General features: G+C 71.3%; 9 protein-coding genes. 3 read left to right on the top strand and 6 right to left on the bottom strand.

All coding sequences use genetic code 11. The features are described from left to right. Positions 1 to 3: 3 nt before the first annotated feature. Entirely contained in the window at positions 4 to 792 is a 789-nt protein-coding gene (locus tag SNOUR_RS29085) for a hypothetical protein (protein ID WP_067352764.1), read from the top strand. 72 nt (positions 793 to 864) lie between these two features. On the opposite strand, the gene pyk is transcribed toward SNOUR_RS29085, so the two are convergent. Then, positions 865 to 2,307, bottom strand: a complete 1,443-nt coding sequence (gene pyk / locus SNOUR_RS29080; RefSeq protein ID WP_067352762.1) for a pyruvate kinase — start codon at positions 2,305 to 2,307, stop codon at positions 865 to 867. Between the two features lie 145 nt (positions 2,308 to 2,452). Further along, on the bottom strand, positions 2,453 to 3,148 hold the full coding sequence (locus tag SNOUR_RS29075) for an SIMPL domain-containing protein (protein WP_067352760.1): 696 nt from the start codon (positions 3,146 to 3,148) through the stop codon (positions 2,453 to 2,455). 194 nt (positions 3,149 to 3,342) lie between these two features. Between SNOUR_RS29075 and SNOUR_RS29070 the strand changes: the two genes are divergently transcribed. Further along, the gene (locus SNOUR_RS29070) at positions 3,343 to 5,157 is read left to right on the top strand and encodes a bifunctional metallophosphatase/5'-nucleotidase (protein ID WP_067352758.1); all 1,815 of its coding nucleotides are present in this window, start codon (positions 3,343 to 3,345) and stop codon (positions 5,155 to 5,157) included. Positions 5,158 to 5,233: 76 nt separating this feature from the next. Here SNOUR_RS29070 and SNOUR_RS29065 read toward each other — a convergent pair whose 3' ends face one another. The 4 genes from SNOUR_RS29065 to SNOUR_RS29050 form a co-directional block, all read right to left on the bottom strand. Further along, on the bottom strand, positions 5,234 to 6,670 hold the full coding sequence (locus tag SNOUR_RS29065; protein WP_067352756.1) for a lysine N(6)-hydroxylase/L-ornithine N(5)-oxygenase family protein: 1,437 nt from the start codon (positions 6,668 to 6,670) through the stop codon (positions 5,234 to 5,236). Continuing rightward, positions 6,667 to 8,079, bottom strand: a complete 1,413-nt coding sequence (locus tag SNOUR_RS29060; protein WP_067352753.1) for a pyridoxal phosphate-dependent decarboxylase family protein — start codon at positions 8,077 to 8,079, stop codon at positions 6,667 to 6,669. Before SNOUR_RS29060 ends, SNOUR_RS29065 begins: the two co-directional genes overlap by 4 nt. 260 nt (positions 8,080 to 8,339) lie before the next feature. Then, positions 8,340 to 10,907 carry an aminopeptidase N gene (gene pepN / locus SNOUR_RS29055; RefSeq protein WP_067352752.1) on the bottom strand — a complete coding sequence of 856 codons (2,568 nt, stop codon included), beginning with the start codon at positions 10,905 to 10,907 and terminating at the stop codon, positions 8,340 to 8,342. Positions 10,908 to 11,019: 112 nt separating this feature from the next. Next, on the bottom strand, positions 11,020 to 11,895 hold the full coding sequence (locus tag SNOUR_RS29050) for a helix-turn-helix domain-containing protein (protein ID WP_067352749.1): 876 nt from the start codon (positions 11,893 to 11,895) through the stop codon (positions 11,020 to 11,022). A gap of 203 nt (positions 11,896 to 12,098) precedes the next feature. Here SNOUR_RS29050 and SNOUR_RS29045 point away from each other — a divergent pair, with 203 nt between their 5' ends. Next, positions 12,099 to 13,874 (top strand): beta-galactosidase, encoded by a 1,776-nt coding sequence (locus tag SNOUR_RS29045; RefSeq protein WP_067352746.1) that lies wholly within the window; start codon positions 12,099 to 12,101, stop codon positions 13,872 to 13,874. The last annotated feature ends 51 nt before the right edge of the window (positions 13,875 to 13,925 follow it).

Here is a 13,925-nt window from a genome sequence, read left to right as displayed (position 1 = left end):
GGTATGCGATTTCACGACACGAACGTACGACATGACGCAGTCGCCCGACTCCGCGCGGGGGCGAAGAACGCAGACGTCGCCCACGCCCTGGGTGTCCCCCTCGGAACCATCGGCTATTGGCGACACATGGACCGCGCCAAACGCGGAGAGTGTCCGGGACGCCATGATCCCCGGTGCCCTCGCTGTGACGGCTGCGAGCTCGACGAGACGGCCTACGCCTACCTCCTGGCCCTCTACCTCGGTGACGGCCACATCAGCCAGTACTCGGGGCACCGCGTACCGAGCCTCATGATCACGTGTGACGACAACTGGCCCGGCCTCACGGACGACTGCGAGACCGCGATGCGGTCGGTCTTCCCCGGGAACTCGGTATGCCGGGCCACCAAGAAGGGCTGCCACAACGTGAAGGTCTACTCCAAGCACTTATGGTGCATGTTTCCTCAGCACGGCCCTGGCAAGAAGCACGAGCGGCCGATCGTCCTTGAAGGATGGCAGCAGCGGATCGTTGATGAGCATCCCTGGGAGTTCATCAGGGGGTTGATCCACTCCGACGGGTGCCGGGTCACCAACTGGACGACCCGGATAGTCGGCAGCGAGCGCAAGCGCTACGAGTACCCGCGGTACTTCTTCGCCAACAAGTCCGACGACATCCGGGGACTGTTCTCGGACACCCTCACCAAGGTCGGTGTGGAATGGACCGTCCTGGCGCGCGGCAGCGAACCGTTCAACATCTCCGTGGCCCGCAAAGCCTCCGTGGTGCTCATGGACCAACACATCGGGCCGAAGTACTGACAGGGACGGCAGTCAGGTACCTCGGCCCAGCTCTTCGTGGTGCGGTGTGTCGCAGTGTGTGGTGGCGCGGGGTTACCGCGGGGGGTGGATGTCGTCCTCGCCGATGTGGTGGACGCGGACGAGGTTGGTGGAGCCGGGGACCCCGGGCGGGGAGCCGGCGGTGATGATGACGACGTCGCCCTTCTTGCAGCGGCCGATCTTCAGGAGTTGCTCGTCGACCTGGGCGACCATCTCGTCGGTGGAGTCGACGGTGGGGCCGAGGAAGGTCTCCACGCCCCAGGTGAGGTTGAGTTGGGAGCGGGTGGCGGGGTCGGGGGTGAAGGCGAGGAGGGGGATGGGCGAGCGGTAGCGGGAGAGCCGGCGGACGGTGTCGCCGGACTGGGTGAAGGCGACGAGGAACTTGGCGCCGAGGAAGTCGCCCATTTCGGCGGCGGCTCGGGCGACGGCACCGCCCTGGGTGCGGGGCTTGCTGCGTTCGGTCAGCGGCGGGAGTCCCTTGGCGAGGATGTCCTCCTCTGCGGCCTCGACGATGCGGCTCATGGTGCGGACCGTCTCGGTGGGGAACTTGCCGACGCTGGTCTCGCCGGAGAGCATCACGGCGTCGGTGCCGTCGATGATCGCGTTCGCCACGTCGCTCGCCTCGGCCCTGGTGGGGCGGGAGTTGTCGATCATCGAGTCGAGCATCTGGGTGGCGACGATGACCGGTTTGGCGTTGCGCTTGGCGAGTTTGATGGCGCGCTTCTGGACGATCGGCACGGTTTCCAGGGGCATTTCGACGCCGAGGTCGCCGCGGGCGACCATGATGCCGTCGAAGGCGGCGACGATGTCGTCGATGTTCTCGACGGCCTGGGGCTTTTCGACCTTGGCGATGACGGGGAGGTGGCGGTCCTCCTCGCGCATGATGCGGTGGACGTCCTCGATGTCGCGTCCGCTGCGGACGAAGGAGAGGGCGATCACGTCGGCGCCGTAGCGCAGGGCCCAGCGGAGGTCGTCCTGGTCCTTGGTGGAGAGGGCGGGGACGGAGACGGCGACGCCGGGGAGGTTGAGTCCCTTGTGGTCGGAGACCATGCCGCCTTCGATGACCTTGGTGTGGACGCGGGGTCCTTCGACGGCGGTGACTTCGAGGGTGACCTTGCCGTCGTCGACGAGGATGCGTTCGCCGGGGGTGACGTCGCCGGCGAGGCCGGGGTAGGTGGTGCCGCAGGTCTGTCGGTCGCCTTCGATGCCGTCTTCGACGGTGATGGTGAAGGTGTCGTCGCGTTCAAGGAGTACGGGGCCTTCGCGGAATCGGCCCAGGCGGATCTTCGGGCCTTGAAGGTCGGCGAGGATTCCGACGCTGCGGCGGGATTCTTCGGATGCTTTGCGGACCCGGTCGAAGCGCGCTTCGTGGTCGGCGTAGGTGCCGTGGCTGAGGTTGAAGCGGGCGATGTCCATTCCGGCGTCGACGAGGGCTTTGATCTGCTCGTACGAGTCGGTGGCGGGTCCCAGTGTGCAGACGATCTTTGCTCGGCGCATGGTTCGACCCTATGACTTACCCGGCGGTAGGGAACTGTGGAGACATGACTGCTCAACGACCGCTTGGTGAAAGGCTGTTGACAAGTTTTGGAATGGGCGCGAAGCCGCTCCGATGAGCGGAAATTCGGCTTCGCGGGGTGTCGTCTCACAGTGCGGGACGGGTCATGGTGAAGCGTGCGTTGACGCTGGCGTGGACGGTCTGGCGGCGGGGTTCGAGGTCGAGGGCGGGGGTGGATTCGAGGGTGCCGCCGCGGGCGCCGGCGGGGGCCGCGTAGCCGTAGCCCTGTTGGTGGGGCTGGCCCTCGGCACCGACGTCGGCGATTTCGAGGACGGCGTCGAGGTGGGCGCCGAGGGCCTCGGCGTACTCACGGGCGCGTTGGACGGCTTCGTGGACGGCTTGGGTGCGGGCGCTGCGGTGGGCGGGCGAGTCGGGGCGGAGGGCCCACCAGGGGCCGTCGACGCGGGTGAGTTCGAGGTCGGCGAGGCGGGTGGTGAGTTCGCCGAGGGCGGTGAAGTCGTTGAGGGTGGCGGTGAGGGTGACGCGTCCGTGGTAGGCGCGGATGCGTTCGTGGCGGCCTTTGTCGGTGAGTTCGGGGGTGAGGGTGAAGCTGCCGGTTTCGAGTTGTTCGACGGCGTCGCCGTAGCTCTTGATGAGGGTGAGGGCGTGTTCGTTGCGGCGGGTGAGGTCGGTGAGGGCGGTGGCGCGGTCGGTGCCGCGGGCGCTGACGGTGACGGTGATGCGGGCGATCTCGGGGTCGACTTCGAGGCGGGCTTCGCCGCGTACGGCGAGGCGGGGGGCGTCGGGAGTGCCGTAGGGGAGGGCCGGGGTGGGTTGGGTCATGGCGTCAGCTTGCCAGCTGGTGCCGGTCTTTCGGTGGGCCGGTAACCGGGGAGTCACCTGTTCGCAATGTCGTGGGGCTGTTGCGGTGGGGGTGGTTGGGTCCAGAATCTACGCGCGAAATCTACGCGCGTTGCCCTGAAGTGGCAGTGCCACTGGGTGCATTGAGACCATTTGACCTCCTTGGGGGAATCGATATGTCGTTCAACCGCCGGAAGTTTCTGGGGCGTTCGGCCGCGGCCGGCACGGGCGTGGCGCTCACGGGGGCGCTGCCGCGGGCCGCGCAGGCGCAGGGGCGGGAGGAGGGCCGGCGGCCGGGGAGCGGGCGGGGCAAGCGGGTCCCGTTCCGGGTGCTGGGCACGACGGATGTGCACGGGCACGTTTTCAACTGGGACTATTTCACCGACAAGGAGTATGACGACGCGACGCACAATGATGTCGGGCTGGCGAAGATCTCGACGTTGGTGGAGGCGGCCCGCAAGGAGGCGGGGCGGCATCGTACGCTGCTGATCGACGCGGGTGACATCATTCAGGGCACTCAGCTGTCGTATTACTACGCGCGGGTCGATCCGATCACCGCGCCGCATGGTCCGAAGCATCCGATGGCGCTGGCGATGAACAGGATGAAGTACGACGCGGCGGCGCTCGGAAACCATGAGTTCAATTACGGGATTCCGGTGCTGCGGAAGTTCCAGGAGCAGTGTGATTTCCCGTTGCTGGCGGCGAACGCGTTGGATGCGCGGACGTTGAAGCCGGCGTTTCCGCCGTATGTGGTGAAGCGGATCAAGGTGCCGGGGCACCGGGATATCCGGGTGGGGATTCTGGGGCTGACGAATCCTGGTATCGCGGTGTGGGACAAGGCCCATGTGCAGGGGAAGATGACGTTTTCGGGGCTGGTCGAGCAGGCGAAGGTGTATGTGCCGAAGCTGCGCTCGCTCGGCTGTGACGTGGTGGTCTGTACGGATCATTCGGGTCTGGACGGTGCGACGTCGTACGGGGACGCGCTGCCGTATCCGGAGAACGCGTCGTCGCTGGTGGCGGAGCAGGTGCCGGGTATCGACGCGATTCTGGTGGGCCATACGCACAAGGAGGTCGCGTCCCGGACGGTGGTGAACAAGGAGACGGGGCGGAGTGTGGTGCTGTCCGAGCCGCTGATGTGGGGGATGCGGCTGAGCGTCTTCGATTTCGAGGTGGAGTGGTGCCGGGGCCGCTGGGAGGTGGTGTCGGTGAAGGCGGAGGTGCGCAACGCCAACACGGCGGCGGAGGATCCGCAGATCGCGCGGCTGGTGCGGCGTGAGCACCAGGCGGTGGTGAAGTACGTGAACCAGGTGGTCGGGACGTGCAAGGCGGCGATGTCGGCGGCCGAGGCTCCGTACAAGGACACGCCGATCATCGACTTCATCAATTTCGTGCAGGTGGACACGGTGAAGGCGGCGTTGGCCGGTACGAAGTACGCGTCGCTGCCGGTGCTGTCGCAGGCGGCGTGTTTCTCGCGGTCGGCGGCGATTCCGGCGGGCAAGGTGTCGCTGCGTGATGTGGCGGGGTTGTATGTGTACGAGAACACGTTGGATGCGCGGTTGATGACGGGTGCGCAGCTGCGGGACTATCTGGAGTTCTCGGCGCGGTATTTCGTGCGGACGGCGCCGGGTGCGCCGGTGGATCCGAAGAATCTGACGAACGCGGACAACACGCCTGACTTCAACTATGACGTGGTCGGTGGGCTCACGTACGACATCGACATCGCGAAGCCGGCGGGTTCGCGGATCGCGAATCTGCGGTACGGGGGAAAGCCGTTGGATGACAAGGCGCAGTTCGTGCTGGCGGTGAACAACTACCGGGCGAACGGCGGTGGTGGTTTCCCGCATGTGGCGAAGGCGACGTCGGTGTGGTCGAACTCTGACGAGATCCGGAACACGATCATTGCGTGGGTGAAGGCGAAGAAGGTGATCGATCCGGTGGTGTTCGCTTCGGCGGGGTGGCGGTTGACGCGGGACGGGGTGCCGGTGTTCTGAGGTCTCGGCGCCGGTGTGCGGCCGCCCCTCTCCCCCGGTCCGGGTTGTTTCGGTCGGGTGGGAGGGGCGGTGGCGTTCAGTGGCGCGGGACGAGCGTGGAGCCCTGGCGGGGGACGGTGCCGGTGCGGCGGGTCGGGGGGTGGGCGAGGCCGAAGGTGGTGAAGGCGGTGCGGTGCGGGAGGGGGTAGGTGGGCTTGGCGGTCAGGGAGTTGAGGATGGTGGCGCTGCGCCAGGCGGCGAGGCCGAGGTCGGGGGTGCCGACGCCGTGGGTGTGGCGTTCGGCGTTCTGGACGTAGAGGGAGCCGGTGATGGCGGGGTCGAGGACGAGGCGGTGGTGTTCGTCGATGCGGGGGCGTTCGGAGGCGTCGCGGCGGAGGTAGGGGTCGAGGGCGGCGAGGAGGGTGTCGAGGCGGCGTTCGCGGTAGCCGGTGGCGAGGACGACGGCGTCGGTGGTGAGGCGGGAGCGGCTGCCTTGTTGGGCGTGTTCGAGGTGGAGTTCGACCTTGGTGGTGCCGACGCGGCCGGCGGTGCGGACCTGGACGCCGGGGGTGAGGACGGCGTTGGGCCAGCCGCCGTCGAGGGTGCGGCGGTAGAGCTCGTCGTGGATGGCGGCGAGGGTGTCGTGGTCGATGCCCTTGTAGAGCTGCCATTGGGCGGGGAGGAGCTCGTCGCGGGCGCGTTCGGGGAGGGCGTGGAAGTAGCGGGTGTAGTCGGGGGTGAAGTGTTCCAGGCCGAGTTTGCTGTATTCCATGGGCGCGAAGGCGGGGGTGCGGGCGAGCCAGTGGAGGTTTTCGCGGCCGGTGGGGCGGGCGCGGAGTTGGTCGAGGAAGATTTCCGCGCCTGATTGGCCGGCGCCGATGACGGTGAGGTGGTCGGCGGCGAGGAGGCGTTCGCGGTGGTCGAGGTAGTCGGCGGAGTGGATGACGGGGACGGTGGGGGCCTCGGCGAGGGGGCGGAGGGGGACGGGGATGTGGGGTGCGGTGCCGATGCCGAGGACGAGGTTGCGGGCGTAGGTGCGGCCGAGGGCTTCGGCTTCGCCGTCGGCGTCGAGTTGGGTGAAGTCGATTTCGAAGAGGTTGCGTTCGTGGTTCCAGCGGACGGCGTCGATGTGGTGGCCGAAGTGGAGGGAGGGGAGGTTTTCGCTGACCCAGCGGCAGTAGGCGTCGTATTCGGCGCGGTGGATGTGGAAGCGCTCGGCGAAGTAGAAGGGGAAGAGGCGTTCGCGGGTTTTGAGGTAGTTGAGGAAGGTCCAGGGGCTGGTGGGGTCGGCGAGGGTGACGAGGTCGGCGAGGAAGGGGACTTGGAGGGTGGTGCCGTCGATGAGGAGGCCGGGGTGCCAGTGGAAGGCGGGGTGCTGGTCGTAGAAGGCGGTGCGGAGCTGGGTGAGGGGGTGGGCGAGGGCGGCGAGGGAGAGGTTGAACGGGCCGATGCCGATGCCGGCGAGGTCGAGGGGTTCGTCGGGGCCGGGGGTGTCGGTGGCGGTGCCGGGCTCGGTGTGCGGAGGGGTGTTCATCGGGGGGTGTGGCCTTCCACGAGTTTGAGGAGGGTGGTGAGGTCTCCGGGTTGGGTGTGGGGGTTGAGGAGGGTGGCTTTGAGCCAGAGGCCGGTGGGGGTGGTGGCACGGCCGAGGACGGCGTGGCCTTCGGTGAGCAGGGTGCGGCGGATGGTGGCGAGGGTGGTGTCGTCGGCGCCGCGGGGGCGGAAGAGGACGGTGGTGAGGGTGGGGCGGGAGTGGAGTTCGTAGCCGGGGTGAGCGTCGATGAGGTCGGCGAGGGTGCGGGCGGCGGTGAGGGTGCGGTCGACGAGGTCGCCCAGGCCCTGGCGGCCGAGGGCCTTGAGGGTGACGGCGATCTTGAGGATGTCGGGGCGCCGGGTGGTGCGCAGGGAGCGGCCCAGGAGGTCGGGGAGGCCGGCTTCGGTGTCGTCGTCGGCGTTGAGGTAGTCGGCCTGGTGGGCGAGGGGGGTGAGGGTGGTCGGGGTGGGTACGGCGAGGAGGCCGGCGGCGACGGGTTGCCAGCCGAGTTTGTGCAGGTCGAGGGTGACGGTGTGGGCGCGGTCGAGGCCGGTCAGGGCGGTGCGGTGGGTGTCGCTGAAGAGGAGCGGGCCGCCGTAGGAGGCGTCGATGTGGAAGCGGGCGCCGTATTGGTCGGCGAGGTCGGCGAGGGCCGGGAGGGGGTCGAGGGCGCCGGCGTCGGTGGTGCCGGCGGTGGCGGTGAGGAGTACCTGACCGGTGCGTCCGGCGAGTTCGGCGAGGCAGGTGTGGACGGTGGCGGGGTCGAGGGTGCCGTCGGGGGTGGGGAGGGTGACGGGCTCGGGGAGGCCGAGGAGCCAGGCGGCGCGGTGGATGCTGTGGTGGGCGTTGGCGCCGCAGACGATCCGTAGGGGGCCGGTGGTGTGCGGTGGGCGGGGGGCTTCGCGGGCGAGCAGGACGGCGAGTTGGTTGGACTCGGTGCCGCCGGTGGTGACCAGGGCGTCGGGCTGGTCGGCCGCGGGGTAGACGAGGCCGGCGAGGGCGCGGGCGGTGAGGACTTCGAGTTCGGAGGCGGCCGGGGCCTGGTCCCAGGAGTCCATCGAGGGGTTGAGGGCGCCGGCGGCGAGGTCGGCCGCGGTGGCCAGGGCCAGTGGGGGGCAGTGCAGGTGGGCGGCGCAGTGCGGGTCGGCGGGGTCGGCAGCGCCGGCGGCGAGGGTGTGGACGAGGGTGCGCAGTGCGGTGTGCGGGCCGGCGCCCTGTTCGGGGAGGAGGGGGAGGCAGGCGTCGCGGACGGCCCGGGCGACGGCGTCCGGGCCGCCGGGTGGGAGGGGGCCGGAGCGGTCCTGGGCGCCGGTGGTGAGGGCGTCGAGGACGGTGTCGAGGAAGGGGCGGAGTGCGCGGGGGCCGTCGGTGCCGCCTGCGAGGGCGGTGCCGGCAGGGGCGACTGACATCAAGGGGCTCTTCTTCAAAGGGAGTTGGGTGCATGGCACCGGGTCTTAGGCCGCCCTAAGTTACTGTCCCGGTACGGCAGGTATCCACCCGTTCCGCCGGTATCACCCGTTCGTGGGATGGGTGTCCCGCAGGTGTTCGGTTGCCTGCGGTCTTGCGCACCGTCGAGGAACGGGTGCCGGGAAGGTGACGCGGAGGTGGCGCGGGTGCCGTCGGCGGCCCCTGTGGGCCGACGGCACCCGCGCTCCGCGCGTCCGGTGGGCTACCGCTGCGCGTCGGCCGCCCGCACCTTCAACGCCCGGCGCAGGTCGTCGAGTTGGTCGTCGAGGGTGCGTCGCAGGGCCGGTGTCGGGTCGCCCTCGGCCAGGCAGCGCTCGCCGTGGTGGAGGGTGGCGTCCTCGACGAGGACGGCGGGGAAGGCGTGGCGTCCGGCGGCCTTGGCGAGGGCGGGTCCGCGGCGGGCGGCGAGGGCGGGGACCTCGGCGAAGTAGCGGGCGACGTAGGGGCGGAGCAGGTCCTGCTGCTCGGGGGCCCAGAAGCCGGCGGCGGTGGCGGTGAAGAGGTAGTTGGAGAGTGCGGACTCCTCGTCGGTGGTGAACAGGGCGTCCCAGGCGGCCTGTTTGGCGGCCGGGTCGGGGAGTGCGGCGCGGCAGCGGGCGGCGCCCTCCTGGCCGGTGGCGCTCTGGTCGCGGGCGAGTTCGGCGGCGATGGCGTCCTCGGTGGTGGCACCGAGGGTGGCGAGCCGGCCGAGGATGCGCCAGCGCAGTTCGTGGTCGAGGTCGGGGCCGCCGGGGACGCTGCCGTCGTGGAGCCATTCCTGGATGCTCTCGGGGCCGGTGGCGCTGTCGACGAAAGCGCGGACGGCGGTCAGCCGCAGTCCGGCTTCGGGGCCGTGGCCGGGGCCTTCGGTGCGGCGCAGGAGGTCGCGGCTGAGGGCGGTGAGCGTGGTCAGGGCGGTGTGTCGGGCGGTGCGGGGGGCGCCCTGTGCGGGCGGGGTGGTGGGTGTCGGGGAGGGGAGGTAGCGGTCGGCGATCTGGGTGCGGGCGAAGGCGAGGACGCCCTGGACGATGGCGAGGTCGGTCTCGTGCGGGAGGTGGGCGCGGGCGGCGTCCAGGTAGGCGGTGGGCGGCAGTTCGCCGTCGCGGACCAGGTCGCGGGCGGCGTTCCAGACGACGGCGCGGGTCAGCGGGTCGGGCAGTCCGGACAGGGCGCGGGCGGCGGTTTCCCAGGAGGCGGCGTCGAAGCGGACCTTGGCGTAGGTGAGGTCGCCGTCGTTGAGGACGACGAGGGCGGGGGCGGCCTGGGGGAAGGTGTGGCGGGCGGGGTGGCCGTCGGCCGGGATGTCCACGTCGAAGCGGTCGCGCAGGGCAAGCCGGTCGGGGTGGCCGGGGTCCGGGTCGTAGGCGCCGACGGCGATGCGGTGCGGGCGGTTGCCGGTGTGTGCGATGTCCAGGTGCCAGGTGCCGGGTTCCTCGGCGACGGCCGGGGTGAGGGTGTCGACGCCGGTGGTGCGCAGCCAGCGTTCGGCCCAGGCGTGGACGTCGCGGTCGGTGGAGCGGGCCAGGGAGTCGATGAAGTCGGCGAGGGTGGCGTTGCCGAAGCGGTGTCGGGCGAAGTGGTCGTTGATGCCGGCGAGGAAGTCCTTCTCCCCCATCCAGGCGACGAGTTGGCGCAGTGCGGAGGCGCCCTTGGCGTAGGAGATGCCGTCGAAGTTGAGGAGGGCGGAGGCGGTGTCGGGGACGTCCCGGGGGGCCGGGGCGACGGGGTGGGTGGAGGGGCGCTGGTCGGCGTCGTAGCCCCAGCCCTTGCGGGCGATGGCGAAGTCGGTCCAGGTGTCGGTGAAGCGGGTGGCTTCGGAGAGCACCTGGTAGCCCATGTACTCGGCGAAGGACTCGTTCAGCCAGATGTCGTCCCACCACTGGAGGGTGACGAGGTCGCCGAACCACATGTGGGCCATCTCGTGCGCGATGACCATGCCGCGGGTCTGGCGCTCGGTGTCGGTGACGGCGGAGCGGAAGACGAATTCGTCGCGGAAGGTGACCAGGCCGGGGTTCTCCATGGCGCCGGCGTTGAACTCGGGGACGAACGCCTGGTCGTAGGAGTCGAAGGGGTAGGGCTCCTGGAAGATCTGGTGGTAGCGGTCGTAGCAGCGGCGGGTGAGGTCGAGGATCTCCTCGGCGTCGGCGTCGAGGTGGGGGGCGAGGCTGGCCCGGCAGTGGATGCCGAACGGGAGGCCGGCGTGTTCGGTGCGGACGGAGTGCCAGGGGCCGCCGGCGACGGCGACGAGGTAGGTGCTGATGCGCGGGGTGGTGGCGGCCTGCCAGGTGCCGTCGGGGAGTTGTTCGGTGCGGCCGTTGGCGAGCACGGTCCAGGTGGGCGGGGCGGTGACGGTCAGCGCGAAGGTGGCCTTGAGGTCGGGCTGGTCGAAGGCGCCGAAGACGCGTTGGACGTCGTCCATGAAGAGCTGGGTGTAGACGTAGCTCTCGCCGTCGGCGGGGTCGGTGAAGCGGTGCATGCCCTCGCCGGTGCGGGAGTAGCGCATGGTGGCGTCGAGGCGCAGTTCGTGGGGGCCGGGGGTCAGGCCGGTCAGCGGCAGGCGGTTGTCGTCGAGGGCGGCGGGGTCCAGGGGGTGGCCGTCGAGGGTGGCGGTGTGGAGTGTGGCGGGTCTGATCTCGACGAAGGTGTCGCCGGCGGTGCGGGCGGTGAAGTGGACGGTGGTGCGGGAGGCGAACTCCTCGTCGCCGTGGGTGAGGTCGAGGGCGATCTCGTAGTGGTCGACGTGGAGCAGTTGGGCGCGGGCTTCGGCTTCGGGGCGCTTCAGTACGGGCATGCCGTGCAGCTTCCCACGCCGGGGTTGGGGTGGTGCGGGGTATTTCGGCGGCCGGGGCCGGGTGCGCGGGGCGGCGCCTGGCGGGGTGTGCCCGGGGTGGTGGCCGGCGGTGTCATTCCACCCTCGGGGGGTGGGCGGGGTCGGGTATCCGGGTCGACCAGCCGCCGGGGACGCGGCGGTGCTGGCGGTCGCGGAAGCGGGCCGGGGCGAGGCCGACGCGGCGGGTGAACAGGCGGCTGAAGTAGGCGGGGTCGTCGTAGCCGACGCGGCGGGCGACGGCGGCGACGGGGAGTTCGGTGGCGACGAGGAGTTCCTTGGCGCGGCCCAGGCGGATGCCGAGGAGGTAGTCCTTGGGGCTGCAGCCGGCTCCGCGGCGTACCGCGGTGCGCAGTTCGGCGGGGGTCATGCCGTGGCGGGCGGCGTGTTCGGCGACCGAGAGCGGGAGGAAGGCGTCGCGGGCGAGGGCGGCCAGGACGGGTTCGCCGTCGGCGTCGGTGTCGGCGCGGGCGCGGCGCAGGGCGACGAGGAGTTCGTGGACGGCGGCGGCGGTCTCGACGTCCAGGAGGGGGTTGTCGCGGCGTGCGGCTCGGGCGATGCGGCCGATCGCGGTGCGGGCGGGGCCGGTGTCGGCGAGCGGGACGAGGGGGTGGTGCGGGTCGATGTAGCCGAGTTCGGTGTAGGTGGCGGCGGCGGGGCCGGTGAAGTCGACGAAGCTTTCGTCCCAGCCGGTGTCGGGGTCGGCGCCGTAGTGGTGGGGGACGTCGGGGAGGAGCCAGAGGAGGGCGGGGGCGGTGACGGTGCGGCGGTGGCCGTCGGGGGTGGTGAGCCAGCCGCGGCCGGCGCTGATGACGACGGCGACGTGGTGGTCGAGGGTGCGGGGTCCGACGGGGGGCAGGGTGCCGTGTTGCAGGCCGACGCCCAGGCAGACCAGGCCGAGCCGGTGGTGGAGCGGGCTGGGGGTGAAGTAGCGCATCCAGGTGTGGTACATGCCGGCGGGCCTCCCGTCGCCGTGCGCCGCCGCACCGTCCGTACGGCGGCGGTCCGCCACTGTGTCCGGACGGTCGACCGGTCTGCCGCTGTGTCGATCCGTCCAACGGGCATCGATCTTTGTCCATGGACCGGCGGGCCGCCAGGGGGCGAGGGTGTGGGCGATCGGGGGCGGGCGGGGCGTGACGATCCGGGAGGCGTGCGGTGCGGTTTGCCGTTGGGGAGCGGGACTTCGAGGTGGACGGGCGGCCGGTGCGGCTGCTGTCGGGGGCGTTGCACTACTTCCGGGTGCACGAGGCGCAGTGGGGGCATCGGCTGGCGATGTTGCGGGCGATGGGGCTGAACTGTGTGGAGACGTACGTGCCGTGGAACTGGCACGAGCCGCGGCCGGGCGAGGTGCGGGACGTCGGGGCGCTGGGGCGGTTCCTGGACGCGGCGGGGGCGGCGGGGTTGTGGGCGATCGTGCGGCCGGGTCCGTACATCTGCGCGGAGTGGGAGAACGGGGGGTTGCCGGCGTGGTTGACGGGGGCGTTGGGGCGGCGGGTGCGGACCCGGGACGCGGCGTTCCTGCGGGCGGTGGACGGTTGGTGGGAGGTGCTGTTGCCGCAGGTGGTGGCGCGGCAGTGCGACCGGGGTGGGCCGGTGGTGCTGGTCCAGGTGGAGAACGAGTACGGGTCGTACGGGTCGGATGCCGCGTATCTGGCGCATCTGGCGGGGCGGTTGCGCGGGTTGGGGGTGACGGTGCCGCTGTGTACGTCGGACGGGGCGGAGGACCACATGCTGACCGGCGGGAGCGTGCCGGGGGTGTTGGCGACGGTGAATTTCGGGGCGGGGGCGCGGGCGGCGTTCGCGGCGTTGCGCCGGCATCGGGCGCGGGGGCCGTTGATGTGCATGGAGTTCTGGTGCGGGTGGTTCGCGCACTGGGGGCGGACGGGGGTGCCGCGGGCGGCGCGGGACGCGGCGGAGGCGCTGCGGGAGGTGTTGGAGTGCGGGGCGTCGGTGAATGTGTACATGGCGCACGGCGGGACGAGCTTCGGTGGTTGGGCGGGGGCGAACCGGGCGGGTGAGGTGCAGGACGGGGCGTTGTTGCCGACGGTGACGTCGTACGACTACGGGGCGCCGGTGGACGAGCGGGGGCGTCCGACGGAGAAGTTCTGGCGGATGCGGGAGGTACTGGCCCGGTTCGCGGAGGGGCCGCTGCCGGCGGTGCCGGAGCCGGAGCCGGTGGTGGCGGGGCCGCTGGAGGTGGCGCTGTCGGGGTGGCTGTCGGCGGATGCGGTGGTGGCGGCGTTGGGGGATCCGGAGGTGTGCGCGGGGGTGCCGCCGACGTTCGAGGAGTTGGGGGTGGATCGGGGGGTGGTGCGGTATCGGGTGGCGGTGCCGGGTCCGCGTGCGGCGTACCCGTTGCGGGTGTCCGGCCTGCGGGACCTCGCCACCGTGTACGTGGACGGGGTGCGGGCCGGTGTGCTCACGGAGGACGAGCCGGTCCTCGCGGGGCCGGTCGCGGGGCCGGCGGAGGTGGAACTGTGGGCGGAGTCGCTGGGGCGGGTCAATTACGGGCCGCGGCTGGGTGAGGCGAAGGGCATCACGGGCGGGGTGCTGCACGAGCGGCAGTATCTGCACGGGGTGCGGGCGCAGGGGTTGCGGCTGGCGGTGCTGGACGGGGCGGCGGGGGCCGCGGCGGTGGCCGGCCTGGGGTTCGGTGCGCCGGCGGCGGGGGCGCGGGGGTTGCACCGGGGCACGGTGACGGTGCCGGTGGGCGGGGTGGGGGATGCGGTGCTGGAGTTGGAGGGGTGGACGCGGGGGTTCGCGTGGGTGGGGGGTTTTCCGGTGGGGCGGTACTGGTCGGCGGGGCCGCAGCGGGGGTTGTTCGTGCCGGGCCCGGTGTTGCGGGAGGGGGTGAACGAGGTGTTGGTGCTGGAGCTGGAGGGGCCGGAGGGCGCCGACGGGGCCGCGGGGGCGCCGCGGCTGGTGCCGTGAGGCGGGCCGGGTGCCGGGGGCGGGTGCGGCTCCCGGCGCCCGGTCCGCCTC

Origin of the sequence: Streptomyces noursei ATCC 11455 (genome assembly GCF_001704275.1) — a bacterium.
Taxonomy (GTDB): domain Bacteria; phylum Actinomycetota; class Actinomycetes; order Streptomycetales; family Streptomycetaceae; genus Streptomyces; species Streptomyces noursei.
The sequence above is the reverse complement of the archived record's forward strand: the minus strand, read 5'-3'. Positions and strand labels throughout refer to the sequence as shown.

Coding starts and splice junctions, on each gene's coding strand:
- SNOUR_RS29085 (WP_067352764.1), top strand. CDS start 4: ATGCGATTTCACGACACGAACGTACGACATGACGCAGTCGCCCGACTC.
- pyk (WP_067352762.1), bottom strand. CDS start 2,307: ATGCGCCGAGCAAAGATCGTCTGCACACTGGGACCCGCCACCGACTCG.
- SNOUR_RS29075 (WP_067352760.1), bottom strand. CDS start 3,148: ATGACCCAACCCACCCCGGCCCTCCCCTACGGCACTCCCGACGCCCCC.
- SNOUR_RS29070 (WP_067352758.1), top strand. CDS start 3,343: ATGTCGTTCAACCGCCGGAAGTTTCTGGGGCGTTCGGCCGCGGCCGGC.
- SNOUR_RS29065 (WP_067352756.1), bottom strand. CDS start 6,670: ATGAACACCCCTCCGCACACCGAGCCCGGCACCGCCACCGACACCCCC.
- SNOUR_RS29060 (WP_067352753.1), bottom strand. CDS start 8,079: ATGTCAGTCGCCCCTGCCGGCACCGCCCTCGCAGGCGGCACCGACGGC.
- pepN (WP_067352752.1), bottom strand. CDS start 10,907: ATGCCCGTACTGAAGCGCCCCGAAGCCGAAGCCCGCGCCCAACTGCTC.
- SNOUR_RS29050 (WP_067352749.1), bottom strand. CDS start 11,895: ATGTACCACACCTGGATGCGCTACTTCACCCCCAGCCCGCTCCACCAC.